Annotated in this window: 24 protein-coding genes and 2 pseudogenes; 11 read left to right on the top strand and 15 right to left on the bottom strand. The window is 46.4% G+C overall.

Going from position 1 to position 26,439, the window contains the following annotated elements; translation table 11 throughout:
* Positions 1-126 precede the first annotated feature (126 nt).
* On the top strand, positions 127-1,467 hold the full coding sequence (locus B7360_RS20115; protein ID WP_085344456.1) for an MATE family efflux transporter: 1,341 nt from the start codon (positions 127-129) through the stop codon (positions 1,465-1,467).
* 97 nt (positions 1,468-1,564) lie between these two features.
* Here B7360_RS20115 and B7360_RS20110 read toward each other — a convergent pair whose 3' ends face one another.
* From B7360_RS20110 to B7360_RS20100, 3 genes are all read right to left on the bottom strand, one after another.
* Entirely contained in the window at positions 1,565-3,244 is a 1,680-nt protein-coding gene (locus B7360_RS20110; RefSeq protein ID WP_085344455.1) for an RluA family pseudouridine synthase, read from the bottom strand.
* Positions 3,245-3,362: 118 nt separating this feature from the next.
* Entirely contained in the window at positions 3,363-3,983 is a 621-nt protein-coding gene (locus B7360_RS20105) for a DsbA family protein (RefSeq protein ID WP_085344454.1), read from the bottom strand.
* Positions 3,977-4,843 (bottom strand): MBL fold metallo-hydrolase, encoded by an 867-nt coding sequence (locus tag B7360_RS20100; protein WP_085344453.1) that lies wholly within the window; start codon positions 4,841-4,843, stop codon positions 3,977-3,979. The genes B7360_RS20105 and B7360_RS20100 overlap by 7 nt, the downstream gene beginning before the upstream one ends.
* 126 nt (positions 4,844-4,969) lie before the next feature.
* On the opposite strand from B7360_RS20100, the gene B7360_RS20095 reads away from it, so the two are divergent.
* Both B7360_RS20095 and B7360_RS20090 read left to right on the top strand, forming a co-directional pair.
* Entirely contained in the window at positions 4,970-5,857 is an 888-nt protein-coding gene (locus B7360_RS20095; protein WP_085344452.1) for a LysR family transcriptional regulator, read from the top strand.
* 94 nt (positions 5,858-5,951) lie between these two features.
* Positions 5,952-6,755, top strand: coding sequence for a Cof-type HAD-IIB family hydrolase (locus tag B7360_RS20090; protein WP_085344451.1), 804 nt, complete (start codon positions 5,952-5,954; stop codon positions 6,753-6,755).
* A gap of 108 nt (positions 6,756-6,863) precedes the next feature.
* Here B7360_RS20090 and B7360_RS20085 read toward each other — a convergent pair whose 3' ends face one another.
* The 5 genes and pseudogenes from B7360_RS20085 to B7360_RS20065 all read right to left on the bottom strand — a co-directional run bounded on the left by B7360_RS20085 (position 6,864) and on the right by B7360_RS20065 (position 11,337).
* Entirely contained in the window at positions 6,864-7,268 is a 405-nt protein-coding gene (locus tag B7360_RS20085) for a hypothetical protein (protein ID WP_031813571.1), read from the bottom strand.
* A gap of 9 nt (positions 7,269-7,277) precedes the next feature.
* Positions 7,278-8,375, bottom strand: coding sequence for a GGDEF domain-containing protein (locus B7360_RS20080; protein WP_085344450.1), 1,098 nt, complete (start codon positions 8,373-8,375; stop codon positions 7,278-7,280).
* Between the two features lie 5 nt (positions 8,376-8,380).
* Positions 8,381-8,836 (bottom strand): annotated as a pseudogene (locus tag B7360_RS20075) (oxidoreductase).
* A 451-nt stretch (positions 8,837-9,287) separates the two neighbouring features.
* A complete protein-coding gene (gene fghA / locus B7360_RS20070; RefSeq protein ID WP_047009747.1) occupies positions 9,288-10,127 on the bottom strand; it encodes an S-formylglutathione hydrolase in 840 nt (279 codons plus the stop codon).
* A 61-nt stretch (positions 10,128-10,188) separates the two neighbouring features.
* Complete coding sequence (locus B7360_RS20065) at positions 10,189-11,337, bottom strand: S-(hydroxymethyl)glutathione dehydrogenase/class III alcohol dehydrogenase (RefSeq protein WP_005391984.1); 1,149 nt, start codon at positions 11,335-11,337, stop codon at positions 10,189-10,191.
* Between the two features lie 293 nt (positions 11,338-11,630).
* Here B7360_RS20065 and B7360_RS20060 point away from each other — a divergent pair, with 293 nt between their 5' ends.
* Both B7360_RS20060 and B7360_RS20055 read left to right on the top strand, forming a co-directional pair.
* Complete coding sequence (locus B7360_RS20060) at positions 11,631-12,437, top strand: arylamine N-acetyltransferase (protein ID WP_085344449.1); 807 nt, start codon at positions 11,631-11,633, stop codon at positions 12,435-12,437.
* Between the two features lie 80 nt (positions 12,438-12,517).
* Positions 12,518-13,390, top strand: coding sequence for a LysR family transcriptional regulator (locus B7360_RS20055; RefSeq protein WP_005391982.1), 873 nt, complete (start codon positions 12,518-12,520; stop codon positions 13,388-13,390).
* A gap of 99 nt (positions 13,391-13,489) precedes the next feature.
* Here B7360_RS20055 and B7360_RS20050 read toward each other — a convergent pair whose 3' ends face one another.
* The 3 genes from B7360_RS20050 to B7360_RS20040 form a co-directional block, all read right to left on the bottom strand.
* Positions 13,490-14,263 carry a siderophore-interacting protein gene (locus B7360_RS20050; protein WP_085344448.1) on the bottom strand — a complete coding sequence of 258 codons (774 nt, stop codon included), beginning with the start codon at positions 14,261-14,263 and terminating at the stop codon, positions 13,490-13,492.
* A 211-nt stretch (positions 14,264-14,474) separates the two neighbouring features.
* The gene (locus B7360_RS20045; RefSeq protein WP_085344447.1) at positions 14,475-16,397 is read right to left on the bottom strand and encodes a S9 family peptidase; all 1,923 of its coding nucleotides are present in this window, start codon (positions 16,395-16,397) and stop codon (positions 14,475-14,477) included.
* A 255-nt stretch (positions 16,398-16,652) separates the two neighbouring features.
* Positions 16,653-17,237 (bottom strand): LysE family translocator, encoded by a 585-nt coding sequence (locus B7360_RS20040; protein ID WP_048625534.1) that lies wholly within the window; start codon positions 17,235-17,237, stop codon positions 16,653-16,655.
* 114 nt (positions 17,238-17,351) lie between these two features.
* Here B7360_RS20040 and B7360_RS20035 point away from each other — a divergent pair, with 114 nt between their 5' ends.
* Together B7360_RS20035 and B7360_RS20030 are read left to right on the top strand one after the other, a co-directional pair.
* Positions 17,352-17,792, top strand: coding sequence for an Lrp/AsnC family transcriptional regulator (locus B7360_RS20035; protein ID WP_005482841.1), 441 nt, complete (start codon positions 17,352-17,354; stop codon positions 17,790-17,792).
* Positions 17,793-18,007: 215 nt separating this feature from the next.
* The gene (locus B7360_RS20030) at positions 18,008-19,186 is read left to right on the top strand and encodes a lytic polysaccharide monooxygenase (protein WP_085344446.1); all 1,179 of its coding nucleotides are present in this window, start codon (positions 18,008-18,010) and stop codon (positions 19,184-19,186) included.
* A gap of 117 nt (positions 19,187-19,303) precedes the next feature.
* On the opposite strand, the gene B7360_RS20025 is transcribed toward B7360_RS20030, so the two are convergent.
* Genes B7360_RS20025 through B7360_RS20015 form a run of 3 tightly spaced genes read right to left on the bottom strand, consistent with a single transcriptional unit; the run spans position 19,304 to position 20,934 of the window.
* Positions 19,304-19,924, bottom strand: coding sequence for an HAD-IB family hydrolase (locus B7360_RS20025; protein ID WP_085344445.1), 621 nt, complete (start codon positions 19,922-19,924; stop codon positions 19,304-19,306).
* A gap of 38 nt (positions 19,925-19,962) precedes the next feature.
* The gene (locus B7360_RS20020) at positions 19,963-20,274 is read right to left on the bottom strand and encodes a cupin domain-containing protein (protein ID WP_085344444.1); all 312 of its coding nucleotides are present in this window, start codon (positions 20,272-20,274) and stop codon (positions 19,963-19,965) included.
* Positions 20,275-20,283: 9 nt separating this feature from the next.
* Positions 20,284-20,934, bottom strand: a complete 651-nt coding sequence (locus B7360_RS20015; protein WP_085344443.1) for a Qnr family pentapeptide repeat protein — start codon at positions 20,932-20,934, stop codon at positions 20,284-20,286.
* A gap of 496 nt (positions 20,935-21,430) precedes the next feature.
* On the opposite strand from B7360_RS20015, the gene ompW reads away from it, so the two are divergent.
* The 3 genes from ompW to B7360_RS20000 all read left to right on the top strand — a co-directional run bounded on the left by ompW (position 21,431) and on the right by B7360_RS20000 (position 24,801).
* Entirely contained in the window at positions 21,431-22,075 is a 645-nt protein-coding gene (gene ompW / locus B7360_RS20010; protein WP_005391962.1) for an outer membrane protein OmpW, read from the top strand.
* A gap of 213 nt (positions 22,076-22,288) precedes the next feature.
* Positions 22,289-23,314 carry an HlyD family secretion protein gene (locus B7360_RS20005; protein WP_005482880.1) on the top strand — a complete coding sequence of 342 codons (1,026 nt, stop codon included), beginning with the start codon at positions 22,289-22,291 and terminating at the stop codon, positions 23,312-23,314.
* Positions 23,311-24,801: an MDR family MFS transporter gene (locus tag B7360_RS20000; RefSeq protein WP_085344442.1), complete on the top strand. Its 1,491-nt coding sequence runs from the start codon at positions 23,311-23,313 to the stop codon at positions 24,799-24,801. Before B7360_RS20005 ends, B7360_RS20000 begins: the two co-directional genes overlap by 4 nt.
* Before the next feature lie 96 nt (positions 24,802-24,897).
* On the opposite strand, the gene B7360_RS19995 is transcribed toward B7360_RS20000, so the two are convergent.
* Positions 24,898-25,143 carry a Rho-binding antiterminator gene (locus tag B7360_RS19995; RefSeq protein ID WP_005460845.1) on the bottom strand — a complete coding sequence of 82 codons (246 nt, stop codon included), beginning with the start codon at positions 25,141-25,143 and terminating at the stop codon, positions 24,898-24,900.
* Positions 25,144-25,323: 180 nt separating this feature from the next.
* Here B7360_RS19995 and B7360_RS19990 point away from each other — a divergent pair.
* Positions 25,324-26,358: pseudogene (locus B7360_RS19990) on the top strand (MBL fold metallo-hydrolase); the annotation flags it as partial.
* Between the last annotated feature and the right edge of the window lie 81 nt (positions 26,359-26,439).

Genomic DNA, 26,439 nt, shown 5'->3' with positions numbered 1-26,439 from the left:
ACCAATATGCGACTAGAATCCGCGCTAAATCACGACCTCATATCGAGCTTCATTCGAGTTACTCTTTTTCCAAACTGCTTCACACATTTTGTGGGGCAGTTTTTAGTTGTAGGAAAGGTTACAAACATGCCTAAAAGCCAGAACATCAACCAGCGAATGTCCATTGTGGCGTTAGCTTGGCCGATTCTTGTCGAAATTTTGCTACGGACGGCTTTAGGAACCAGTGACGTGTTCATGCTGAGTGGCTACTCAGACAAAGCGGTATCCGCTGTTGGTGTGATCACGCAGATTACCTTTTTCTTAATCATCGTTTCGACGTTTGTCAGCAGCGGAACGGGGATTTTGATTGCCCAATACAATGGCGCAGGGCGAGAGCAAGAGTCTGTGAGCGTCGGCGTTGCAAGTATTGCGCTGTCTGTGATCATCGGTGTGCTATTGAGTGTGATTGCTGTGCTTGGCGCGATATTCCTGCTCCCATATTACGGTTTGGAGGCACAAGTCGAGCAATACGCACGTGAATATCTGCTGATCAGCGGTGCGATGACGTTTAACGTTACGATTGGCGTTGTTTTTACGACCATTCTGCGTAGCCATGGCTATTCACGCTCTCCAATGGTGGTGAACTTGATCTCGGGTGTGTTCAACATCATTGGTAACTACATTGCGCTTTACCAGCCATTCGGTTTACCTGTGTATGGTGTGCAAGGTGTAGCAATAGCAACCGTCGTCAGCCAAGTCATCGGTACGTTAATGTTATGGTTTATTCTCGCACGCAGTAGCATTGAACTACCAATGTCAACCATGAAACAAGTACCCGCAGAGATTTACAAAAAAATCTTAAAAATCGGCGGTATGAACGCGGGTGAAGTGCTGTCTTACAACGTGGCGCAAATCTGCATTGTGTACTTTGTAGTGCAAATGGGGACGGCATCGTTGGCGGCTTTCACTTATGCACAAAACATTGCCCGTTTCTCGTTTGCTTTCGCGTTGGCAATTGGTCAGGCTGCGCAAATTCAGACTGGTTACTACATCGGTAAAGGTTGGGTGAGCAGCATTTTAAAACGCGTACAAATCTACTTCTTAGTGGGATTTGTGGCATCAACGGCGGCAACCACACTGATTTACCTGTTTAGAGAAGAGATTCTGAGCGTATTTACTGATCAACCGGAAATACTCGCATTGGCAGGCTCGTTAGTCATGGGCTCAATTTTGCTCGAAGCCGGACGTGTGTTTAACCTGATTTTTATCGCGGGGCTGAAAGGCGCGGGTGACATCAAGTTCCCAGTGCAAATGGGGATTTTGAGTATGTGGGGACTAGGCGTGCTTTTCTCCTACATCTTTGGCATCCACATGGGTTATGGCGTTTTAGGGGCTTGGATGGCAATCGCTCTCGATGAATGGGTGCGTGGTATCATCATGGCAAGGCGTTGGCGCTCTCAGGTGTGGACCAAGTTTAAGGTGAGCTAACGGTTTGCTGTATCACGCATCACGCTTATTCTGTTGTTAGAAACCAAAAAAGGCACTGATAGTCAGTGCCTTTTTGTTATTTAAAATCTGGAAGACGTTAGAATTCGCACTCAGCTCTGAACACCATGCGCTCTTTGCTGTATGGATGATCCAGCTCTAGCATCTCAGCATGCAGGTGTAAGCGATTCGCTTTTTCGCCGTATAAACCATCACCAACCATTGGCATGTTTAACCCCATGTGATGAGCACTGTGTACACGTAGTTGGTGAGTTCGCCCGGTTTTCGGATACATGTATACCTTGCTGCGTCCATCTTTGACTTCAATCAGTTGCCAGTAGGTTTCTGCATGTTTCCCGTGCTCAAAACACACCAGTTGACGTGGGCGGTCATCTGGGTCACCACGCATTGGCAGTGAAATTTCCCCTTCCGGCTCGTTCAATACGCCTTCGAGCAGTGCCATATAACGTTTTTGTACGCCGCGAGCCATAAACTGTTTTTGCAGACTTTTGTTCGCGCGCTTAGTTAAGGCAAACACCAAAATGCCAGAGGTCGCCATGTCGAGGCGATGAATCACAAACGGCCCTTCCACATCAGGGAACATCGTTTGTAGGCGCGTATAAGCAGAGTCTTTGATGGTTTTACCTGGCACTGAAAGTAAGCCCGAGGGCTTGTTGACGACGACCATAGCATCGTCTTGGTAGATTATCTCTAGCTCTTTGTCTTCTGCCCAATTCTCCGCCAATGGGTTAGGTTCGACATCCAGCCCTTGCATCATATGGCCCAAAATCGGCTGACATTTGCTGTTGCACGATGGGTAGAATTTTTTGTGTTGGCGAACTTCAGACTTTGGCGACACACCCCACCAAAATTCTGCCAGCGCCAGTGGTTTGAATCCGTGTTTAAACGCGTATTGAAGCAGTTTTGGCGCAGCACATTCCCCCGCACCTGCTGGTGGGGTTGGGTTTGTGGTGTCCGCAAAAATGTCCACCAAGTCGCGTGCTTCGCCATGGTTGTTTAGGAAGCGGTATTGTTTATGCAATTTGTGCTGCAAAGCGTTGGAGAGCGTTTTGCGCTGCTCTTTAAGGTGAGCAAGTTGCTGCTCTAACTCGGCCAAGCGCGCTTCTTTGATTGCAAGCTTTTCATCCCACGATTGCTTTAAGTATTTGAGAACATTTTTCTCGGCGACACTTTGCTTACCCAATTCATCCAACAAGATTTTGAGATCATCGGCATTGAGCGTTTGCTCTCCCTGTTGGCGCTGTCGTTTGCGTGCGGCGCGGCCGTCTATCATCACTTGGCGCTGTGTTTGCTCTTCTTGCTGATAAGCGGCTCGGTCGGCTTGGATTTGCGCTTTAAGATCTGCCAATTCCGGATTCGCAGCACAGGTTTTGTACTCCGCATTGGCGGCGTTGATGGCATCCGTTTCTGCGCGGAAGAAGCCTTCATCGGTCAGCATGTCGTACACAGGAGGGACAAATCCTGGAATCAAGTTTTGGTCAGCAATTTTGCCAGAAAATGCACTTAAAAAGCCGAGCTCGCCTTGAGGGCTTTTTACCAGCAATACGCCAAACATTTTGCCTCGCCCCGTTTCTTCATTAACTAAACCAAAATCGTGTTCGAAGTCGGTTTGCGCTAATAGGTGCTGTTGCAATTGCTTTGCGGCCATAACGCAAAGAGGATGCGGCGTGTAGTAGAACGGAAACGTAAACTGCGTTGGTAATTCATAGTCAGAAGTATCAGCAGTAAAACGAGTAAAACAATGTTCAGGCGAGTGCATGGTGGGTATCCGCGCGAGTAAAAATTCGAGCGAGGATTGTACCTGTTTGAGTCAGGATTGCCATGTTTGGTGTTGGCACTCGCTCTTGGATTAAGAACAAGAGCGAGTGGGGAAGAGCTTATTGCAGTTTTTGTAATGCAAGCTTCCACTGTGCCGGTCTGTCGTAGTAGGCCGAGTGCGGCAAGGTCAAGTACTCGCCATTTACTTCTACAATCAGGGTTGGATAACCACCAACGTGTAACTGGCGCATCAACTGTCGGCTAGAGCGAATTCTCTCATCTAGCTCGGCTTCGCTTAACGTCATGTTTTGCTCCCACGCATCGCTTGCTAAACCTAGCGATTCTGCAATGGCTTTGAGCGTCGATGCTTCATCCACTTTTAACCCGAGCTGATAATGCGCGGATTGGATGGCCTTGAGCATGTGCCATGGATTCAGCCCCATTTTCTCCGCACTCAAGATCGCTTGTGTTGGTAGGTAAGAATCAAGAACAAACGCATCTTCGCTTTTCACGCGTTGCAGATATGCTTCACCAAACGTTGCTCCGGTTTCGGTTGCGATACGAGCGTCACTGTTGATGATGTGCTGACGAAATTCAGGTTCAATCTCGCGTTTCTCGATCATGCCGCCGGGATGAAGCTCGACCTTAAATTGAGAGGTGTCCATCAAGGCTTCGATGAGTGGTGATGCCCCGTAGCACCAACCACACATGGGATCGAAGAAGTAATGCACGGTTACCATGTCATTTCACCAGTATGCACTTTCGCACCGATTTCTAACGCGATTGGCAATTGAGCTTCTGGGTATTTCGCTGACATGGTGTCAATGAGTTGAGCACTGTTATTGCTGTGTTTTTTCGCTTGCTGAAAATCCTGCAAGTATTGTTGCGAGTAGCGAATGGTGTCTGCGTTCAGCTTTGTGCCTGCTTTCATGTGACCAGGAATGACCACTTGAGGTTTAAGCGCAAGCATCTCGCTAAGCTGCTGCTCCCAAGCATTGATAGCGGTTTGGTCAGCGGCATCTGCCATCCATAAATGCACGTTTGAGTACACGGCTACGTTACCTAGAATCGCTTTGTTATCTGGAATCCATAGGTAAGGGCGGTGTGCTGATGTGCCATGGTTACCACGGATTTCAATCTTATGACCTTCTAGCTCTAATGATGCTTTGTCGTACGCGACAGGGATTACTGGTTTTACCGGTGCGTTTGCGCCAAGCTTTGGTCCCCAGTACGCCAACTTTCCAGCCAACTTCTCTTTAATAATTTTTTGAACCGCTGGCGTTGTGATGATCTGCGCATCAGGGAACTGTTGGTGTAAGGCCTCTGCGCCAAAGTAGTAATCTGGGTCCGCTTGGCTGATGAAAATGGTTTTAAGCGTTTTGCCTGAGTCCAACACTTTGGCGGCAATGCGCATCGCGTCAGCTTTGGTGAAGCCAGTGTCGATGACCATGGCATCAGTCTTACCGTATACCAAGGTTGAGTTAACGTGGAAGCTGTTACCGTCGGCGTTGTAAACCTCAAGAGTAAGGGGAGAGTGGTTTGCCGCTAGGGCAGGGCTTGCCATTAAAATGGATGCAGCAATCAAAGTGAATTTTTTCATAATAAGCTCCTAAAGAATTTGGGGCCAAGCGACGATGGCTTGGGAACGGGAGCAATATTAGGAAATTGATACGCTCGGAAAAATACACAATAATGTGCATCACTATTTCTTATTTCGAGCAAATATATGGACAGAGTAACGGCAGCAAAAGTGTTTGTGGATGTGGTGTATTCTGGCAGTTTTACCGCGACCGCAGAGCGGTTAGATATGTCTCGGCCAATGGTGACTCGTTATGTAGAGGCGATGGAGAACTGGCTACAAACTCGTTTGTTACACCGCACCACGCGCAAGGTGTCCCTCACCACCGCAGGGGAACGCAGCTTGCCTCAGATTGAGCGTTGGTTAAAACAGGCCGATACGTTGACGTCGAACATTGCCGTTGATGGTGAGCTGTCCGGAAAAATCCGTCTCGCGTCTAGCACTTCATTTGGGTTCTCACAGTTGATCCCAGCAGTAAACAGTTTTATGCAAAAGCACCCCAAAGTGCATATCGACATTGATCTGCAAGATTCAGTGAGTGATCTAACCGAGCAACGCATCGATCTGGCGATCCGAATTGCGTCGGATCCTGATCCTTCTTTGATTGGTAAGCCGATTGCGGTGTGTGAATCGGTGTTGGTGGCATCGCCGCAATACTTGCAAACTCATCGCGCGATCGCGCATCCGCGAGATTTATCTTCACACGACTGTTTGGGTTACAAAAACTTTGAGCGTCACGTGTGGCATTTGTCTAAGGGCGAGCAGTTCGAATCGGTGGGAATTGAGTGTCGCCTAACCAGCAATGAGGCCACGGCGTTATTGCATGGCGCTTTGCAAGGCATGGGTATTTCGATGCTGCCAACCTATTTGAGCAATATCTATCTGCAATCGGGTCAGCTTGAGTCGGTGTTGCCGGATTGGAAGCCAAATGATCTCAACATTTACGCGCTATATTCATCGCGTAAACACTTGTCTCCTGCCGTGAGAGCCTTCATCGATCACAGTGAAGATTACTTTAAACAGCACCCTTGGTAATCGCGAAAGGCGTCGTCATCCCGACTTGAGATTCATACAAGATCCTGTACCTTACATGGATATATTTTCGCAGCGTCATTTAGAGTTTTAGTTAATGTCACAAGTTCGCATCAAATTTATTGCTTCCGATATGGATGGCACTTTGCTTGACCAATACGGTCGTTTGGATCCAGAGTTTTTCGATCTGTTTTTGCAATTGGAAGAGCAAGGTATTTTGTTCTCCGCTGCGTCTGGTCGTCAGTATTACAGCCTGCGAGACACGTTTGCGCCAATCAAAGATCGAGTGTTGTATGTGGCCGAAAACGGCACCTTGGTGATGTACCAAGACAAAGAGCTCTACAGTTGCACCATTCCTAAAGCGGAAGTGGCGGAGATTGTGCAAGCGGCTCGTGAAATTGACGGGGCGAACATCGTATTGTGTGGCAAGCGCTCGGCGTACATCGAAACGCATGATCAGCAATCACTGGAAGAGTTTCAAAAGTACTACCACCGCTGTGAATACGTGCCGGATTTGCTTGAGGTCGAAGACGAGTTTATTAAGGTGGCAATTTGTCACTTTGACGGTTCGGAAGAGCTCCTGTTCCCGACCATGAACGCGAAGTTTGGCGCAACGCATAAAGTCGTGGTGAGCGCAAAAATTTGGCTGGATGTGATGAATGCCGAAGCGTCTAAAGGCGCGGCCATTCAGCATCTTCAAGAGTCGATGAATTTTACTCCGGCAGAAACCATGACGTTTGGTGATTACCTCAATGACCTCGAAATGCTGCAAGTCAGTGAGCATTCGTACGCGGTTGCTAACGCGCATGAAGAGATTAAGAAAATCGCTCGTTATTCTGCGCCAAGCAACCAAGAGGCTGGGGTACTCAAAGTGATTAAAGAGAAAGTGTTAGCGAAGTAACGCCCTCCTTTCGATGTTACTTTCTTCTTAACGTAAAAAGCCCCGCAGTACATGCGGGGCTTTGTTTTTTTTGTGTGTGGTGGGATGGGGTAGTAATGTTCCCGTTTTTTAGCGCACGTACTTAGCGGTTGCGCTGACTAAAAAGTGCTGCAACTTTCCATCCGATTTTGGTACCCACAAGTCGTTGTGGTATTGGTAGATACGGCCATTGACGGTCACAGACAAGGTGTTATCACCCGTTTGTTCCATGCGAATAAACTGATCCGAAGTGACCAAAAACGGCTCTTGCTCTTCAATGCTCTGTCCCGTTGCCAATACGAAGTAGCCGAATCGGTTGCCAGCATCCGGATCGGTTGAGTAGATTCGATGCCCAACGAGGCTGTAGTCGTCGTTGAGTGCCTGCTCAAGCGTTTTTTGCCCGATGGTTTCGTGCGATGGAATAAATACCCAAGCCAATACACCTGCCGCAATGACTGCCAGTAGAAGCAGTATTTGCATGAACTTTCTCATCATAAATACCGTTTAACGTTGAAATTTCATTTTGTACATGCGCTTATCCGCTATGCTGATAAGAAAGTCAACATTGTTACTGTCTTTTGGGTATTGGGCTAAGCCCACGCTGGTTGATAGTGTTGCGACGTTGTCGGAGTTTAGTATTGGCGCATCAAATACCGCATTGATATGCTCACGAACGCCTTCTTCATCAACATGCTCCCCTTCGAGGATGACGGCGAACTCATCGCCTCCCATGCGATAGACGGTAAAATCATTCAACGCCATAGATTTAAGCCGTCTAGCAATTTCACGCAGTACGGTGTCTCCCACTTGGTGACCGTGTGTATCGTTGACACTTTTAAAACCATTTAAATCTAAAATCCACAGAGAAAAAGGCCTTTTCTCTTGAGTGAGCTCATTCAGGTTGATAAATAGTGCATTGCGATTTCCAAGATGAGTCAGTGGGTCGCTGAGCGCCAGTTTTCTATGGAAATGGGATTCACGATAAAAGAAATAAGTCAGAGACAGGATCGACAAAACGAATGTAGCAAACAGCATATACTGCGCTTGCATTAACCGTTGCGTTTCTCCTTTCTGTGCTTCATAGACTTTGCTGCTTAGGCGAAAGTTCTGATTAACGAAATCGACCAAGCTTAAGTACAGTGTTTGAGTGGATCGATAAAATTGAGCCGCAGCTTGGCTATCGCCAGTTCTTGCTTCAACTAATTGCGCTTCCAGACCCTGAAATTCCTCAAAAAGATCAATGAAATACTGATGCATATTATTTCGAGAGAAAAAAGTGTAGGCTTCATTACTACTAATTAATAAATCGAATCTACTCCAGGCCAGTTCATATTGCAGCTCTGCACCTTCGATATTTAATACATTTTCATCGACTCGTCTCGCTTCTCCGACAAGTTCCGAAAGCTCTTTAGATAGTTGGAATAAAAACCAGGTTGCTTGTTTTTGCTCATTATTAAAGTTTTGTGACAGTGCGCGTGTCTGCTGCAGAAGCAATACATTTGCGAGAAGCAAAGAAGTGGCAAACACCACAAGCAACATTTTACTGGTTGTAGAGTATTGTGGTGCTCTCTGCTTTTGATAGGTGGGTTCTGATAACTTCATTCTTATTATTTTGCTTTCATCTCATTTACTTGCCAGACCATTTGCGCGTGATATTTATTGTAGTTGAGCTCAGGATAGAGACTAAGAGAGTATATTACCCAAAATGGCCCCTTATTCCTGACTTTTATATAGTGTTGATCTTGTTGGTAAGCCAGTATTGGTTGGTATCTAAGAATGTCTTGTCGAGACAGTGTCTAGTGATAGTCATTCAAGCTACTGACATCAACTTGTTCTGGCACTTTGCCATAGACGTGGGTGAGGAGCGTGCTAAGTTTGACCCCAAGAAATTCAGAAGAAGCAGGGATCCAAGGCAGCGTGGTTGTGTAGCTGGTGGTTGGTAAAGATTGAATCTCTTCCAGTTTTAATGTGACACTAGGTTGTTGGCTACTGCTAAATACGATCGTACTTGCAGATAAGAATGGCGCAACAAAAAACAGACCTAGCGCGACTATCTTTTTCATCATATGCCCTTTGAGTTTTATTCTTTTTGCTGAGCTAGGACAAAGGTGCTAGCGGTACTTTATTTGTAATTGTAATAATAGAGCCAACCGGATGAGATTTTATAATATGTTATGTTTGAAAAGTAACTGTCGGTTTACTGTACGTCAAGGTTATTAAGTGACTTCTTAATTAAAAGGTCAGAAATATGCGTTATTATTTCGCTCTATAACGAATTCGTGTCAGTTCGCAGATTTTTAATGGAAATTAATCCTATTTTCAACCGATGAATTGTATTGTGAATGAGAATTAGAAGGGTTAATGATTGAGGTATAAGCAAACCCGATTTCATCCTTACATTGTTCTCTATATTTATTCCAATGCTATTTAAGATTGGCATGTTAATACGCACCAAAAATAAAGCCACCTAGGTAGGTGACTTTATTTTTTAATTCATCAAGTTACTCCTATTAATTAGGCAAACAAATACTTCGCATGGAAGTTGAGATGATCGTCAATAAAGCTTGAGATGAAATAATAGCTATGGTCATAACCAGATTGCATTCTTAAGTTCAGGTTTGAATCATGCACTTTTGCTGCAGCAACCAGCGCTTCTGGCCTAAGTTGCTCGTTGAGGAAGCCATCAGCATCACCTTGATCAACCAAAATAGGAAGTGGTGATGGTTTTTGCTTGAGAAGCTCACTTGCATCGTATTGCTTCCAGCTCTCAATATCTTTGCCTAAGTAAGCAGTAAAGGCTTTTTGTCCCCAAGGGCATTGGACTGGGTTACAGATAGGGCTAAACGCCGATATTGAGCGATATTGTTCTGCGTTTTTCAGACCAATGGTTAATGCTCCGTGACCTCCCATGCTGTGCCCAGAAATCGATTTTACTTCTGAGACAGGGAAATTGCTTTCAATGATCTCTGGTAACTCTTTAGTCACGTAATCGTACATGAAGTAATGCAGTGACCAAGGTGCTTGAGTCGCATTAAGATAAAAGCCAGCTCCTTTACCCAGGTCATAGTTTTCATCGTCAGCGATACCTTCGCCTCTTGGACTCGTGTCTGGTGCAATGATCGCAATGCCAAGCTCGGCCGCCATACGAAATGCGCCCGCTTTCTGCATAAAGTTTTCATCGGTGCAGGTTAAGCCCGACAACCAGTACAAAGCGGGTACGGGGTTCGATTTAGTGGCATTCGGTGGTAAGAAAATCGCAAAGCGCATCGTGCAGTTTAGGGCTTTGGATTCGTGTGTATATTGTTTGTGCCAACCGCCAAACACTTTGGCCTGGCTTACATTTTCAATGGTCATGAATAAACTCTCTAACAACAGAATGAATTCAGGCTCCCCAAAAGGAGAGCCTGAGGCAGCATTATTGATCCATATGAATAACAGTACGGATGCTCTTACCTTCGTGCATCAGATCAAACGCTTTGTTTACGTCAGCCAATCCCATTGTATGAGTAATGAACTCTTGCAAGCCAAACTCACCAGCCATGTAACGGTTTACGATTTCTGGAAGCTCAGAGCGGCCTTTAACACCACCGAAAGCCGAGCCACGCCATACACGACCAGTTACGAGCTGGAATGGACGAGTTGAGATCTCCTGACCTGCACCCGCAACACCGATGATCACCGACTCACCCCAACCTTTGTGACAACACTCAAGTGCCTGACGCATCACGTTTACGTTACCGATACATTCGAATGAGTAGTCAACACCACCGTCAGTCATTTCAACAATCACTTCTTGGATAGGCTTGTCGAATTTCTGTGGGTTAATTACATCGGTTGCGCCTAGCTGTTTTGCAAGATCGAATTTGCTTTCGTTGATATCGATACCGATGATGCGGCTTGCACCCACCATGCGTGCACCGATGATTGCTGAAAGACCGATACCACCCAGACCGAATATCGCAACCGTGTCGCCTTTTTCAACTTTTGCCGTATTCATAACTGCGCCCATACCGGTTGTTACACCACAACCCAACAGACACACTTCTTCAAGTGGTGCATCTTTGTTTACTTTCGCTAGCGAGATTTCAGGGAGTACCGTGTACTCAGAGAAAGTAGAACAACCCATGTAGTGGAAGATGGTTTCACCGTTGATAGAAAAACGGCTTGTGCCATCTGGCATCAGACCTTTACCTTGTGTTTCACGCACTGCCTGACAAAGGTTGGTTTTGCCCGATTTACAGAACTTACACTCGCCACATTCTGCGGTGTACAGTGGAATTACGTGGTCGCCAACCTCAACGCTGGTAACGCCTTCGCCAACCATTTCAACAATACCGCCACCTTCGTGACCAAGAATCGAAGGGAAGATGCCTTCTGGATCGTCGCCTGACAGAGTGAACGCATCAGTATGACAAACACCTGTCGCGACGATGCGCACTAGCACTTCACCCGCTTTAGGAAGCTGTACATCCACTTCTTCCATTTTCAGTGGTTCGCCAGCGGCCCATGCAACCATTGCCTTGGATTTGATGTGAGTTTGACCAGGTTTGATTTCAACAGTCATTGGATTTTCCTTTATATTCTCAGTATATGGAGTGACGTAATAAGCGTAGTTAAGGTTTGCTTACTGCGCTGCGTCGTTTTGTTGATATCTATTCTAGGTGTTTCAATAAAAATGATAATCCGTCCATTTTGAAAATGATTTTTACATATACGTAATAATGGTAAGGTAAGCAGATTATAAGAGTGTGATGCCTCCTCAACGCGGAAGGGAAAGCGGAAAAGGCAGTTGACCTGAAGTTAGGTAGAGGGGCTAGAGTAGAACGCAATCAACCCATCAGCGAAGTAAGAGTGATTATGAACAAGACGGATCTGAATGCCTATTTAACCAAGCTCGGTTTGCTAAGAGAGCTACCTGCCGATTTAGAAACATTACATAAAGTACACGTGGCACAGCACCGCAGCCTGCCGTTTGAGAACTTTGATATTGCGTTGCAGCGCGGCATCTCTGTTGAGATTGAAGACATCATTCAAAAAACGGTGTATCACTCTCGCGGTGGTTACTGTTTTGAATTGAATGGTTTAATGCTTGAGGTACTCAATACTCTCGGATTTGAAGCACGCAGTTTACTAGGGCGTGTGCATGTGTCGGGCACACCAACTGGCCGTAGTCATCAAATCACGTTGGTAACGCTGGATGAACAAGCATGGATTGTCGATGTAGGCTTTGGCTCCAATACGCCGCGCGCGCCATTGCCGTTTATCCTCAACCAAGTGATTCAAACGGATTTACAAACCTTCCGCTTTGTCGAAGATGCTCAGTTTGGTTACTACCTTCAAGTGTTGTCAACGGACGGAACGGACACATGGAACAACCTTTATAGCTTCGATTTAGAGTTTGTGTTTGCGGGTGATATCGCGTGTGGCAACTTTTTTACCTCCACTTCTCCCAACTCGCGTTTTACCAGTGCAAGAGTCGCGGCGAAAGCAACAGAAAGTGGGTTGGTGACATTGCTTAACTACACACTCAAATACACCAGCGAAGGTGAGCAGACAGAATTAGAGTTAGAACCGGGCCAAGCCTATCTGGATGCATTGAAAGAATACTTCGGCATTGAACTTGATGCGCAGTACGGCGATCTTCGTCCGTTGCCTGATGCGTAAAATTCTCCCGTTTTCAAAGCGTAGCGCGACGAGAACATTTTCATCACTATTTGTCTAAAAGAGGTCGACAGGAATACAGCATGGCGAATTGGGAAGGGGTCAGCGAATTTGTTGCTGTGGCGGAAACCAACAGTTTTACCGGAGCAGCAGCTAAGCTGAAAACATCGGTGGCACAAATCAGTCGTCGGGTATCAGCTCTTGAAGAACGACTTGCGGTGAAATTGCTGCATCGCACGACGCGAAAAGTCTCCCTGTCTGAAGCCGGACAACTCTATTACCAGCAGTGTAAACATTTGGTGGAAGGGTTAGAACTGGCCGAGCTTGCCGTAACGCAAATGCAGACCGAACCGCGCGGTTTACTGCGCGTGACGGCTCCTGTGACGTATGGGGAAATGAACCTCGCGCCGCTTTTGCATCAGTTTTTGGAAAAGTACCCGCGTGTGGATCTTGATTTAGTGCTGACCAACCAAAAGCTGGATTTGATTGAGCAAGGTGTGGACGTGGCGATTCGTCTTGGCCGCTTGCAAGATTCCAGCATGATTGCTAAACGTCTTTCGTCGCGCCAAAACTATGTGTGTGCCAGTCCGATGTATTTGGAGCGTTTTGGTGAGCCACATACGTTGTCGGAATTGGGACGGCATCAGTGCTTGGTTGGCTCTGTCGACTATTGGCACTTTAAAGAAAATAAACGCGATAAGTCTTTGCGCGTGTCGGGAAGGATTAAATGCAACAGCGGTTTTGCTTTGGTGGACGCAGCGAAACGCGGTCTGGGTTTAGTGCAGCTGCCGGATTATTACGTTCAAGAAGCGTTAGACAGTGGTGAGTTGGTCGAGGTGCTGACCGATTACCGCGACGATCGCGAAGGCATTTGGGCGCTGTATCCGCAAAGTCGTAATTTGTCGCCAAAAGTGAGGTTGTTGATCGACTTTTTGGCGCAAGAGCTTGTTGATTAGCGGCTTAAAGTGCTCATTACAAGGTATGTTGCTAAAACGCCCGGTGGTGCCGGGCGTTATTAATTTGGGTGAGAGCCTGAATCACGCAGACATGAATCACTATTGATTGGATTCCGCGTCTTCACGTTTAATCACTTTGTGCCCGTCTTCCGACACGCCTTGTTTCCAATAGCTGCTGATGTAGATATTTTCACGATCAACTTCTTTCTCGTTGCGGAAGTATTGGCGTAGCGCGCGCATTGAATCGAACTCACAGGCACACCATACTGCGGCGTCCCCATCTAGCCATTTTTGTTCGCGTACCGCTTCTGCTAGGGTTTGACCTTCTGTAAGCCAAATTAGCTCCATACCACCTGGTGCGTGCAGAGGCTGGATGTCTGCCGCAGACATCACACTGATCACGGCATAGCCTTTTGCCTCTTCTGGTAGCGTACGAATTTTCGCTGAAAGAGCAGGAAGTGCTGTCATATCGGCGGCCATAAAGAACCAGTCAGCCTCGGTATTTAAATTAGAGATACTGCCTGGACCTACGATATTAATCGTATCGCCTTTTTGTGCGGCCATCGCCCAACGCGCGGCAAAACCACACTGTAAATCTTGTGTGGTGTGGCGGACAAAATCGACTTCGATGGTGTGTGTTTCCGGATGGAAACGACGAATAGTATAGGTTCGCATTAATGGTCGGTCATCGTCGCTTAGCGTTTTCAAATCGGTACCGCCCATCTCATTGAACAATAGCTTGATGTAGCTACCTTCGCAGTCGCGTGGAAACTGGCTTAGCGCTTCACCTTGCAAAGTAATACGCTGCATATTTGGGGTAATTGTCTCTGTATCTGTGACAACAATCGTTTTAGGTTGAGGCTTCTTCTTCATCTTTGACTCTACTCGATAATTATTCTCTTTCTCATTTAAGGTTATCAAGATCTCTCATAAGAGGGTAGTGTCTTTATATAAATTTACACTGTGAATTGAGCTGGATTATTGGAGTATTGCAGTGGTACTGGGGACTGGGGCGAGCAAAATACGTAGAAAAAATAAGAAAGGGCACGCCAACATGCCCTTTCGAACTTAACGATGTAAAGGCTTACTGAGTCTGCTCAAGTAAATGTGTTTTTAGGAATCTATCCATCGCTTGGTAACCATCAAGACGGTTCTCCAAAGAGCGGAATCCGTGCCCCTCATCTTCCTTCACGATGTATTCGACCTCGACGCCTCGTTCGCGCAGTGCATCAACGATTTGGTCTGACTCGCTCTTCACCACGCGTGGATCTTGTGCTCCCTGTAGAACCAATAAGGGTGCCTTAATTTGGTCGACATGGAACACTGGTGAGTAGGCTTTCATCATTTTCGCGTCTTCAGGATCATTCGGATTGCCTACTTGCTCGTGTAACATTGCAAGGAATGGTGCCCAATAAGGTGGAATGGAGTCCATAAAGGTAAATAAGTTAGATACGCCAACGTAGTCGATTCCGCACTTATATAAATCAGGAGTGAATGTCACCCCCGCCAGAGTTGCATAGCCGCCATAAGAGGCGCCATAAATACATACGTTGCCATCTTGTGCGTAACCTTGTTCGGTAGCCCATTTGACACCGTCGGTAATGTCATCCTGCATGGATTGTCCCCATTGCTTGAACGACTTCTCCCAAAACTCGCGACCATAACCAGTTGATCCCCTGAAGTTCATTTGAAGCACCGCGATACCGCGGTTAGCGAATAATTGTACCTCAGGCTGAAATCCCCAGTGATCACGAGCCCATGGACCGCCGTGTGGGAGCACAAGGAAAGGCAGATCTTTGGCCTCTCGACCCTTCGACAGCGTTAGGTACCCATGAATGGTTTCTCCATCTCGAGCGGTGTATTGGATAGGCGTCATCTTCGCCATATGTTCTGGCTTATGCCATGGAGCGTTTTCTGCCAATTTCTCCAATTTGTCTGCTTTACGATCGTAGAAGTAGTAATTCGGTCGATCGACATCGCTGTAGGTGACGACAATCATTTTACTTTCATCTCGCGTCGCACTGGTTACAGAAATTTCTACATTTGGCAGTTTCTCTGAGAGGCGTTCGAAGGTTTGTTGGTAAGAATCATCTAAGAAGTGATAGTGGTTTTTATCTGTCACGTAAGAGACTGAAACCAGCTTATTAAGCGCTTCAGAGTAGTGAGCGCTATTCACGTCAACTTCTGGGTGAGAGAAGATTTCTCGTATTTCTTTATTGGCTTTTACATCGTATTCAACGATGGCTGATTTATCACGCGTAATTCGTGATGCCACATATAAATTTTTGTTGTCCGGCGTGAATGAAATGGGGCTAAAGCTCTCTTTGAAAGTGAGATTTTTTAGCGGCTTAAATTCATCTTCAACCGTATCGCGATATAAAACGGAGGTATTAACACCATCTGATGTGGTGATGACACGAATGTTGCCATCGTGATCGGTACCCCATGAGCGCACATTGCCCGGGTTTTGCGCGACGAGAGTATTTTCGCCTGTTTTTAGATTATGTCGATAGACATCAAAGACTTGCGGGTTACGCTCGTTACTCGAAATCAAAATGTCATCGGGTTGATTGTCTAGTGTGTCGATGACGTATGCCACAACACCGGATGTCGGTGTGATGGTTTTCTCTTCGCCTGTTTTGACATTAACCGTCACGAGATAAAAGTTCTCATCTCCTCCCGTATCACGAGAGTAAATTACGGTGTCTTCGCCAACCCAGTAGTAGTATGCGATGTCGCGCCCTGTTACGGATGTGACGCGTTTTATCTGATCGGGGTTATCTGTGGGATAAACAAAGACGTTCTTACGGTCTTGCCATGGTTTCATCATTGAGATGTAGTCACCAGCAGGAGAGATTTGATAGCTAGAAACTTCGCTGTTTTTAAAGAAATAATCCACTGGATACTCGGGTGGAATCATTTCAGCATTGGTTGTGGTGGATGTTTGACTGCAACCCGCCAATAATAATCCAAAAGTGGCAGCAAGAATAAGCTTGCGAGTGTGCATTGTGTAACGCTCCTTGTGTAAAGGGCCTTAAGCTCATGAGCTTTTGGCCAGGGTGATAGATTCATCGCAGTTACTGCGAGCAAGCAACGAACATTAAAATAGCTGTGGCTTATGATTAGTGTGCTTTTAATAAATAGCGCATTGCTTCGCTACTATGACCCTGGCATTGTCCAAAAGTGGCGTTAGATTGTGATTATTGATTCAGTATCTACCTGAACTTTGTATTAGATCACGGTTTTACGGCTATTTTGTCTTCTATATCATTGGGATAGTCGACAGCAGTAAAAGCGCTGCCATCCCATAGTTAAACCCTTTTACACGCCTAGATGTGGTCAACCAGCGTTGAAGTTGCATGCCTGCCGCAGTCCAAAATGTTACCGATGGCAAGTTAGCTAAGCAGAAGATACCCGCGATAAAAGTCAGCTCTAGCCATGCGCCACCGCTGCTGTACACGGTAATAGCCGTTAACGCCATCGACCAACCCTTCGGGTTCACCCATTGGAATGCCACAGCCCCTAAAAAAGACATTGGGCGAAAATCGTGTTTTGCTTCGGTTTTGCCGCTCGTGGCGATTTTGTACGTCAAGTACAGCAAATAACTCAAGCTCAATACTTTCAAAATGGAGTGAGTAATCGGGTAAGCGTTGAAGAGACTCATCAAACCAATGCCCACCAAAATTAACATGGCACCAAAGCCGAAGGTAATGCCCAACATGTGTGGGATAGTGCGTTTAAAGCCGACATTTGCCCCTGAGGTCATCAACATAATGTTATTGGGACCCGGCGTAAAAGTGGAGACAAAAGCGAACAACGCCAAAGCGCCCAGTTGATGATATTCCATAGATTGTTCCTTGAATCAGTTCTCGATAAGTTGAGAACAACTATAAGTAGAACTGAGGTCAATATTGTGCTTTTATTTGATGATTAGAAACTAAATAAGCAATGAAACATCATCATGGATAGATTTGACGAAAGAATATTGCAAGTGCTCAAGCGGGACGGAAGAATCTCCAATGTAGAGCTGTCGGAACGCGTTGGCTTATCTCCGTCTGCAACCTTACGTCGAGTGCAAGATTTAGAGCGTAAAGGCGTGATAAAAGGCTACCGAGCGGTACTGGATAATCAGCAACTTGGCGTGGGTTTTGTCGCTTATGTGTCGATTGGTTTGGCCTCGCACTCTAAGCAGGCGCAGCTGGGTTTCGAAGAGCATGTGCGTTTTGTAAACGAGGTGGTGGAATGTCACAACATCACTGGCGCGAATGAGTATTTGCTGCGTGTGGAAACGCAAGATCTCGCCGCTTATAAAGCGTTTCACGCTGATGTGTTGGGTGAGTGCGAACACGTCAAGTCGATCACAACCATGGTGGTAATGGACACACCGAAAGACGAACGTTAGTCGGTCAAGAGTGGCATGGTTTTGTGGCACATGAATTTGAAGTGACTCGAAAGAGTCAGTCGAGTATGAGATAAGTACACAACAAATGCTGGAAAGCAGATGGCACTCTTACAATTTCCACCTTTATTCTCACCTTCGAAATAATCTCATCCTGCTAGTTTTGCTTAAACCGCTTGTGTTCATGAGCGGCGAGTCAGCAAATTTAAGGATGAACGATGAAATCACATGTAACACTTCCTCTTTTGAGCTTAAGCGCTGTTGCCGCATTGAGCTCATTTAACGTCAATGCCCACGGCTGGGTAGAATTTCCAAGCGCTCGTCAGAATACGTGTTATTTAGACGGTGGTTTTTGGACCAATGAGATCCCCAACCAAGCGTGTAAAGCGGCTTTTGAAGAATCTGGTGCTTACCCGTTTGTGCAACGCAGTGAAATTGCAGCAAACGTACCAAATTACCGAGATATGGAACATGTTAAAGCCGTAGTCCGTGACGGTGAACTGTGTTCTGCCGGCGATGCCGCTAAGAAAGGCTTGAACATTCCTTCTCCAAACTGGCAGCGCACCAATGTTACACCAGATGCAAATAACCAGATTGAATTGGTGTTTTACGGCAAGGCGCCGCACAACCCATCATACTGGGAATTCTATCTCACCAAGCCGACCTATGATGATTCAAAACCGCTTACTTGGAGTGATTTAGAGCTGATCGACACCGCAGGTGACGTGTATGTTGATGCGGAAAAACGCTACCGTATTCAGGTGACTTTCCCAGCTGAGCGTTCGGGCGATGCGGTGCTTTATACTCGTTGGCAGCGCATTGATGTCGCTGGTGAAGGTTTCTACAACTGTAGTGACATTACGTTAAACGGAACGGGCACGACGCCACCGACTGACCCTGTTGATCCAACCGAACCGGGCAACAATCTGACATCTCTGGGCTACTTTGTTCAGCAAGGTTTTGGACCAGTAGAAGCGGGTGACACCATCCGTTTCCGTACTTTTAATGCGACAGGCAATGAAATTGTTGATATTTCACTACCAATCAGCGCAAACAATACGACGACTTGGGCGGCAGAAATTGCGGATCAATTTAACGCGCAGCAAACGGGCGATTGGTATGTGGGCATTTGGCATCAAGAGATGAACCACTATATGTTCGATAGTAAGAACGTGAATGCGAACCAAGTATTAGCGCCAAGCGCAGACTTCAGTTATGCGTTGTCACTGATCAAAGCGGATGTACCGCCACCAGTTGAGCCAACCAACTTGTGGGACAAGACGGCCGTTTACAACCAAGGTGATTTGGTGACGCACAACGGCAAAGAATGGACCGCTCAGTGGTGGACGTCTGGTGAGGAACCAGGCACAACGGGTCAATGGGGTGTATGGCGTTAAGCCAGTTATTCGGGCCCTGATCAATAAAACCCTTCTCATGTGAGAAGGGTTTGTTTTTTTTAGTCTAAAACGACCACTTTGGCGGAGTGGTTGTCTTGAAAATCAGAGCACATATCGTTATTCGCTTGCTCTCCACTCGATCCAGTTGAGCATCGCGTAGTCTGCCAGTTTGAGCATCGGAATGTCTTCGTGTGTATCACCGTAGGCATAAATAGACTCAAACTCGTCGAGCGAAAACGCCGCCTTAACGCGCGAGACTTTTCTTTCTAAACTGCAATCACCTTGCTGGTAAAAGCCACTCAGTTTTGGCTGCTCTGAGATCAGTTCACTGCACAGCAAGTGGTAACCGTTCGCTTCACACCAAGGCTTGAGATACGCATTGAGTGATGCCGACACCACCACAATGGTATCGCCTCTGTGTTGATGCCACGCCAACCTTTCCATCGCTTCTGGCCGTAAGTACAGCGGGATCACTTCATGGGCAAACTGAGCGCCAATCGCTTCAATTTGCTGCGTTTCTTTCCCTGAAAATGCAATAAAACTGCTGAGCGGACGCATAAGACGAGCGGGTAACACTCCGAGTTTGTACAGCACATAAAATGGCATGATAGCGACCTTTCCTACTCGTTTGCGCAGGCCATAAGCAGAATAGTGGAGGAAAAGGCTAAACATATCCTCTCGGGTGATGGTGCCATCAAAATCAAACAGTGCCAGTGACGGCTTGGTAGTATCGAGCAAATTCAGCGCCTATTTTTCGATTTAAAATCGTTTTGTGTTTATTGATAAAACACTGCCAACCAAATGGTTTCTTGCGTTGGGTCAGTCCAGCTCACTTTGTGTTTGGTATGAGCCGGAATTGTCACGTGATCGCCTGCCTCAAGTCGTTTCACTACACCTGATTCAAAAGTCAGCTCTCCAGCTCCTTTAAGAACCAATACCCATTCATGTTCTTCTTGATCGTACCAGCCACTTTTGGGCGAGGTTTGCCCTGTTGAGACAATGCGTTCTATACGCAGGTTTTTGTGGGTCAGCAGGTCTTCGAACACTTCCTCGTCGAGGTTATTCGGTAAGTCTTTAAACAGGTTCATGGCCTTTCCTTAGATAATGATCAGTCCAAAAGGCGCAAGCAATTGCTCTTGTTGCCAATCACAAATTTTAACACCAAACAGAGAAACGCGGCGAACATCTAGCCCGTCTAGTTCGACATGAGTCAGATCACACTGCTCAACGTTAAAGGTTCCCCATTGTTCTGGCGAGAATTCGCAGCGAGATAAATCCGAGCCTTTAAGAGTTGCCCCTGCGAGGTTTGCACCGTTCCAACGGTTTTCAAAGAGGTCACATTTTTCTAGTAACGCTCGCTCGAAGTTACAGTAGGTAAGGTTGCAGCCAGTAATAAAAGCAGAACAGAAAAACATGGTGTTACTGACGCGATTAGCAAAGTTCGCACCTTGGAAGTTTGCCCCTTTGAGATCGCACTTACGCAGCTCCAAGCCCATACAATTTGCGCCGTTAAACAGGCTCATCGCCAACATACAGTTCGTAAAGCTGGCATCTTTTAAGTTCGCGAAGCGAAAACTACACCCTTCTAGCGCTTTGGATTCGATAAAGCGACAGTCGATGAACTTAGCATCGCGCAGATCGGCATGGTCGAAACTGCACATATAAAAGTGGCAGTTTTTAAAGGTGGCATTCTGAAAATCGTGGTGAGAAAAGTTTTCTCGTTCAAAAATGAGATCGGTTTTTAACATGTCTTCTCCTTAGCTGCGAGCAGACTAGCACTCCAAGTAACTGATTTTCCAGAAAAATAACTTCTTGTATTTCAGTGTTTTACAAACCCCTCAAATCGCGATTTTAAGGGGTCAAACGAGCGTTTTAAGTGGGTTGTTTTTTGAAAATAGAAGACGTAGAGGAAGAAAAAAGTTTTTGCTGGCTACGGACCTTAGCGAGAGGATTCGTGTTTTTGAGCATGCATAGCTTCTCACACGCACAGTTTGCATTACAGAATTGTATCCGATTTGCATAATTTGTTGATCGGTATGGCGTTTCTCTATACAAAAAACCTATATTTTTCACAAATTGATTTCCATCAAAATAGTAGGGTTTCTATGTGCTAGATTGCGCGCAGCTCAAAAAAATATAGATGCCCGTGTGCTTCAAGGCGCTGAGTTTACTTGAAATCTAAGGCCAGTCAGCAGGCACACCTTTGGGTACGACATAACGAAGCCCTATAAAAGGAAATAAAAAATGAAAAAAACAATCTGCAGTCTAGCAGTGGTTGCTGCACTCGTGTCACCAAGTGTTTTCGCTCATAAACAAGGTGACTTCGTCCTTCGTGTTGGTGCGGCGTCTGTCGTTCCAAATGACAGCAGCGATAAGATTCTTGGTTCTCAAGAAGAATTGAAAGTGGATTCAAATACGCAGCTTGGTTTGACGTTTGGCTACATGTTCACAGATAACATCAGCCTAGAGCTTCTAGCAGCAACACCATTCAGCCACGATATCTCAACAGATTTGTTAGGTCTTGGTGATATCGCGGACACCAAACATCTTCCACCAACGCTTATGGTTCAGTACTACTTTGGCGAGCCACAAAGTAAATTCCGTCCATATGTTGGTGCAGGTCTCAACTACACCATGTTCTTTGATGAGGGTTTCAATAGCACGGGTAAAGGCGCTGGTCTTTCAGATCTTAAGTTGGATGACTCATTCGGTCTAGCAGCGAATATTGGTGTGGACTACATGATCAACGATCAATGGTTCCTCAACGCTGCTGCGTGGTACGCAAACATTGAAACAGAAGCAACTTACAAAGCAGGTGGAGCGAAGCAAAAAACTGACGTCAAAATTAACCCTTGGGTATTTATGATCAGCGGCGGTTACAAGTTCTAAGAAAAACCAGTAGTTACACGCACATTACTATTATTGGCATGACTTTGGGGGCGGTTACGGGGACTGCCCCTCTTTTTATCCTCGTTTTGATTGCACATCATTTACTCCACTTAGCAACATGCAAAATTGGATCTTTACCTTGCAGATCATTTTATTGTCGGAAGATCGAAAAGTCCTACACTGATCACATAATTGAACAAGTGGACAATATAAATGAGCGGCGACATCGCGAAGCATTCTTCCTCCAGATCTAAGCTGGTAAAAACTCTTTTCTTTACTCTCTGTGTTATCGCATTTGGTGCGATGTATTGGTCTTGGCAGTATTCAGACAGTCATCCAAGCACGGAAGATGCCTACGTTAGGGCAAAAATTTTATCGGTAGCGCCTCAAGTAAAAGGCCAAGTGGTTTCTGTGGATGTCAAAGACTTCCAATCTGTTAACAAAGGTGATCTACTGCTGAAGATTGATTCGCGCCCATATCTGTTGGCAGTGAAGCAGGCAAAAGCGGCATACCAATTGGCGGTCCAGCAACATGACGTTGCCGATAAGCAGGTAACTGAAGCCGTTGCGGGCTTAGATGCGGCGCGCTCTAACCTGACAGAAGCGCAAGTGGAGTACAAACGTACGGATTCCTTGGTGAAACGCAAACTGGCGTCGGACCAAGATTTAGATACGGCGAAAAACAAACTAGCCAATGCCCAAGCGAGCTTAGAGCAAGCGCGCGCGACGGTAGAAAAAGCCATTGCGAACCGTGGTGAAGAAGGCGCAGAGGCTGCGGTTGTTCAACAAGCGGCCGCACAGTTAGCGCAAGCGGAGCTGAACTTGAGCTACACCGACATTACGTCACCAGTGGATGGCATTGCCGGTGAAATCAATACGCACGTAGGCTCGGTCGTTAGCGTGGGTCAAACGCTGTTCCCTGTGATTTTAAAAGACAGCTATTGGGTACGCGCGAACTTTAAAGAAACCGATCTTACTCATATTAAACCTGGCATGCATGCGGATGTGGTGATTGATATGTACCCAGACGTGGTGTGGAAAGCAACGGTAGAACAACTATCGCCTGCGAGTGGTACATCGTTCTCTTTGATGCCACCAGAAAACGCAACGGGTAACTGGGTCAAAATCAAACAGCGTTTCCCTGTACGTTTGGCATTAGAAGTACCAGCCGATGCGCCGCAACTTCGCGTGGGTGCGAGCTCAGAAGTCACCATTGATTTGCAAAGTAGCGTGCAATGAACCATCAAATTACGGCAGACAAACGGGGAATTGCCACCGTCGCCGTGATGCTTTCTGCCATCATGGTGTTAATCGATATGACCGTTGCGAACGTGTCGCTATCGCACATGATGGGCGCGTTGGGCGCGACAGCAGACCAAATTACGTGGGTGCTGACGGGTTACAGCATGGCGGAAGCGATCTTCATTCCGATGACCAGTTTCTGGGTGTCGCGCTTTGGTGAACGCAAAGTCATGCTGGTTGCCGTGGTCGGTTTTGTGATTGCCAGTGCGCTTTGTGGGCAAGCACAGTCTCTTGAAGAGATGGTGCTATTTCGCATTATCCAAGGCGCTTTCGGCGCGTCGGTGATTCCATTGGCGCAGTCGACGTTAGTACAGATTTATCCGTATGAGCAAAAAGGCAAAGCGATGGCGATTTTCTCCATCGGCATTTTGCTTGGTCCTATTTTGGGCCCAGTTGTGGGTGGTGTGATCACCGACAACATTAACTGGCGCTGGATTTTTTACATCAACTTGCCATTCGGTTTGATCTGTACCTCTTTGATTTATCGCTATATCCATATCGACAACAAATCCAAACCTAACTTTGACTGGTGGATCATCGGTTACATGGCGTTAGGTGTGGGCGCGTTGCAGTTTGTGTTGGATAAAGGGAATGAAGACGACTGGCTCGACTCACGTATGATTCAGACGGCGATATTGCTCGCAGTCATGGGATTGGTGATGTGGATTTATCGCAGCTGGAAAACCAAAAGCCCAATAGCGCCATTATGGCTGCTTAAAGACCGAAACCTTATGGTCTCGTCATTGATGATTGCCGTGGTGTCGATGGCGATGTTTGGTCTGACGACTCAACAACCGATGTTGTTGGAAAGTTTGCTGGATTATCCGGTCTCAACCACTGGCTTATTAATGGCACCGCGTGGATTGGCGTCAGCGGCGATGTTAATTTTGGTGATTAAACTCAATCCGCAATTCGATCCCAGAATCAAAATAGTCTTTGGCTTGAGCTGCATCGGGATTGGTAGTTATTTGATGACGCAATACTCACTGCAGATCGATACATTTTGGATTGTGATGCCGAGTATGATTCAGGGGATGGGGCTTGGTTTAACTTTCTCGACGCTATCCACCTTGGCGTATTTAACGATTCCGAAAGAGCAATCTGTCGCGGCGGCGAGCATTTACAATCTGTTCCGTACCATTGGTAGTTCGTTTGGTATCTCTATCGCCACCACGTTCCAATATCGTGATAGTCAGCAGCAATGGCATGCGCTGGGAGAGGGTATTAATCCTTATAATCCTAACTTGCATGACTGGGCGGTCAATCAGGGGCTTTCCATTACCGACCCGGTTGCGTTAGACCAATACCAACAGATGTTGCAGCAGCAATCGCAAATGGTCGCGTTTGTGCACACCTTCCAGCTTGTGGGAGTGATGTTCGTGATCATGATGCCGATGCTGGTTTTCATCAGGTCGCGTGAATAACAACAAGTTCCGGTGAATCGTGTCAGAGAACGCCTCTCAAGTTGTATTTGCTTGAGAGGTGTTTTTTATTGGACGGTGTCAATGAAAGACGGACGTTTACTCAAACGTCACTTCGTCAAAATGCGGATTGGCTTTGAGCGCGCGCATTGCGACTAATTGTTCAGTCGGGAAGGCGGTGTGCTCACCATCCATATCTAAAAACAAGCACTCTTGTCGCTGCATGTCGTAGCCTGTGTCGAACGCGTTGCCCTGATGAGTTTCACCATTTTTTAGCGTGATCTCGATAGGGAGCTTAAACATACAGGCGATTTCAATAAAATCGTATTGGCTGCAAGTCACCATAGTTTTCTCCTTTCAAACCGACGCAGTATTCAGAAGGTTTGAGAACCGTATCCTTAAATAGAAGACGTTTGATTGAAACTGAATCTTCATCTTACACCTCATTTTGGTCACGAAATAGACATACACGCACGTTTTAATAAACCTACTGTTGAGCGTTCACAAGCGAGACAAAATAACGATATGTCTGAGACGATACTTAAGCGCACATACCTAACGAGTGAACAAAAGACACAAAAGCCAGATTCACTGATTCCGCCTCAAACCTACCATGCGCAGTTGGCGCACCGTGTTCACCACTCGCCTCAATTTGAAAACGGCCGCGTTAAAAACGAGATGCCAAACGTCCCTAGTCCGCAATCATTCTGGCAGGTGTGTTGGAGTTATCTTGGTGGTAGAACGCCGTTGAGTCCTAACGAACATCTGCCACATTCCCCAATTCAACCCACGCAGTTTGCGCAGCGAAGTGAATCGATGCGCGTTACTTGGCTGGGCCATTCCACCATGCTGGTGGAGGTCGATGGCATTCGAATTCTGACCGATCCGGTCTTTGATTACGCTTCTCCGTTCGTCGCAAAAGCGTGGTTTGAACGCAATATTCCCAATACCCACGCCAGAGATTGTTTACCGATTCCTGAAATTATCGTGATTTCGCACGATCATTACGACCATTTAGAAGCATCGACCATACGTTTCTACGCCGATAAACCCGTGACGTTTTATGTACCCTTAGGGGTTGGCAAGCATCTGATAAAGTGGGGCGTTTGCGCAGACAACATCGTGGAATTCGATTGGTGGGATAGCGTGCACTATGCCGGAATCGAACTGATTTGTACGCCCGCTAACCATAATTCGGGTCGTACTTATTTCGATAAAAACTCGACCTTGTGGGCTTCTTGGGTCATCAAAGGCAAAGAAGAGACGCTCTATTTTAGTGGCGATTCAGCTTACGATTCGCACTTTTCCGAGATAGCACAGCGATGTGGACCGATCGACATTGCCTGTTTGGAAGTGGCTGCCGATGTGAAAGGCCAAGGTTATCCGGTCGAAAACTGGGGGCACATGCAGGCTCATCATACCGTGCAAGCGTTTCGCGATTTAAATGCGAAAAAACTGTTGCCAGTACATTGGGCTACATACGAGCTGTTTACTCACCGCTGGGACGAACCGATTTTAGATTTGCTTGCCCATTGTCAAAAAGAACATATACCCGTGATCATTGAAGATGCTTGATTTTCTTTAGAATCAGGATCATGCTACGAACTATGAAAATTACACTGACTCCTCAACAGAAACTGC

Source organism: Vibrio sp. ArtGut-C1, assembly GCF_002105475.1.
Taxonomy (GTDB): domain Bacteria; phylum Pseudomonadota; class Gammaproteobacteria; order Enterobacterales; family Vibrionaceae; genus Vibrio; species Vibrio diabolicus.
This window is presented reverse-complemented; position numbering and strand designations above follow the sequence as displayed.

Bases quoted from the DNA above. Each gene is read 5' to 3' on its own strand.
- B7360_RS20095 (WP_085344452.1), top strand. From the start codon at position 4,970: ATGGACAGAGTAACGGCAGCAAAAGTGTTTGTGGATGTGGTGTATTCT.
- B7360_RS20040 (WP_048625534.1), bottom strand. From the start codon at position 17,237: ATGGAATATCATCAACTGGGCGCTTTGGCGTTGTTCGCTTTTGTCTCC.
- B7360_RS20110 (WP_085344455.1), bottom strand. From the start codon at position 3,244: ATGCACTCGCCTGAACATTGTTTTACTCGTTTTACTGCTGATACTTCT.
- B7360_RS20050 (WP_085344448.1), bottom strand. From the start codon at position 14,263: ATGAAGAAGAAGCCTCAACCTAAAACGATTGTTGTCACAGATACAGAG.
- B7360_RS20100 (WP_085344453.1), bottom strand. From the start codon at position 4,843: ATGAAAAAATTCACTTTGATTGCTGCATCCATTTTAATGGCAAGCCCT.
- ompW (WP_005391962.1), top strand. From the start codon at position 21,431: ATGAAAAAAACAATCTGCAGTCTAGCAGTGGTTGCTGCACTCGTGTCA.
- fghA (WP_047009747.1), bottom strand. From the start codon at position 10,127: ATGACCATTGAAAATGTAAGCCAGGCCAAAGTGTTTGGCGGTTGGCAC.
- B7360_RS20015 (WP_085344443.1), bottom strand. From the start codon at position 20,934: ATGTTAAAAACCGATCTCATTTTTGAACGAGAAAACTTTTCTCACCAC.
- B7360_RS20115 (WP_085344456.1), top strand. From the start codon at position 127: ATGCCTAAAAGCCAGAACATCAACCAGCGAATGTCCATTGTGGCGTTA.
- B7360_RS20105 (WP_085344454.1), bottom strand. From the start codon at position 3,983: ATGGTAACCGTGCATTACTTCTTCGATCCCATGTGTGGTTGGTGCTAC.
- B7360_RS20020 (WP_085344444.1), bottom strand. From the start codon at position 20,274: ATGAACCTGTTTAAAGACTTACCGAATAACCTCGACGAGGAAGTGTTC.
- B7360_RS19995 (WP_005460845.1), bottom strand. From the start codon at position 25,143: ATGGTGACTTGCAGCCAATACGATTTTATTGAAATCGCCTGTATGTTT.
- B7360_RS20060 (WP_085344449.1), top strand. From the start codon at position 11,631: ATGAACAAGACGGATCTGAATGCCTATTTAACCAAGCTCGGTTTGCTA.
- B7360_RS20035 (WP_005482841.1), top strand. From the start codon at position 17,352: ATGGATAGATTTGACGAAAGAATATTGCAAGTGCTCAAGCGGGACGGA.
- B7360_RS20080 (WP_085344450.1), bottom strand. From the start codon at position 8,375: ATGAAGTTATCAGAACCCACCTATCAAAAGCAGAGAGCACCACAATAC.
- B7360_RS20045 (WP_085344447.1), bottom strand. From the start codon at position 16,397: ATGCACACTCGCAAGCTTATTCTTGCTGCCACTTTTGGATTATTATTG.
- B7360_RS20030 (WP_085344446.1), top strand. From the start codon at position 18,008: ATGAAATCACATGTAACACTTCCTCTTTTGAGCTTAAGCGCTGTTGCC.
- B7360_RS20000 (WP_085344442.1), top strand. From the start codon at position 23,311: ATGAACCATCAAATTACGGCAGACAAACGGGGAATTGCCACCGTCGCC.
- B7360_RS20085 (WP_031813571.1), bottom strand. From the start codon at position 7,268: ATGATGAGAAAGTTCATGCAAATACTGCTTCTACTGGCAGTCATTGCG.
- B7360_RS20065 (WP_005391984.1), bottom strand. From the start codon at position 11,337: ATGACTGTTGAAATCAAACCTGGTCAAACTCACATCAAATCCAAGGCA.
- B7360_RS20090 (WP_085344451.1), top strand. From the start codon at position 5,952: ATGTCACAAGTTCGCATCAAATTTATTGCTTCCGATATGGATGGCACT.
- B7360_RS20055 (WP_005391982.1), top strand. From the start codon at position 12,518: ATGGCGAATTGGGAAGGGGTCAGCGAATTTGTTGCTGTGGCGGAAACC.
- B7360_RS20005 (WP_005482880.1), top strand. From the start codon at position 22,289: ATGAGCGGCGACATCGCGAAGCATTCTTCCTCCAGATCTAAGCTGGTA.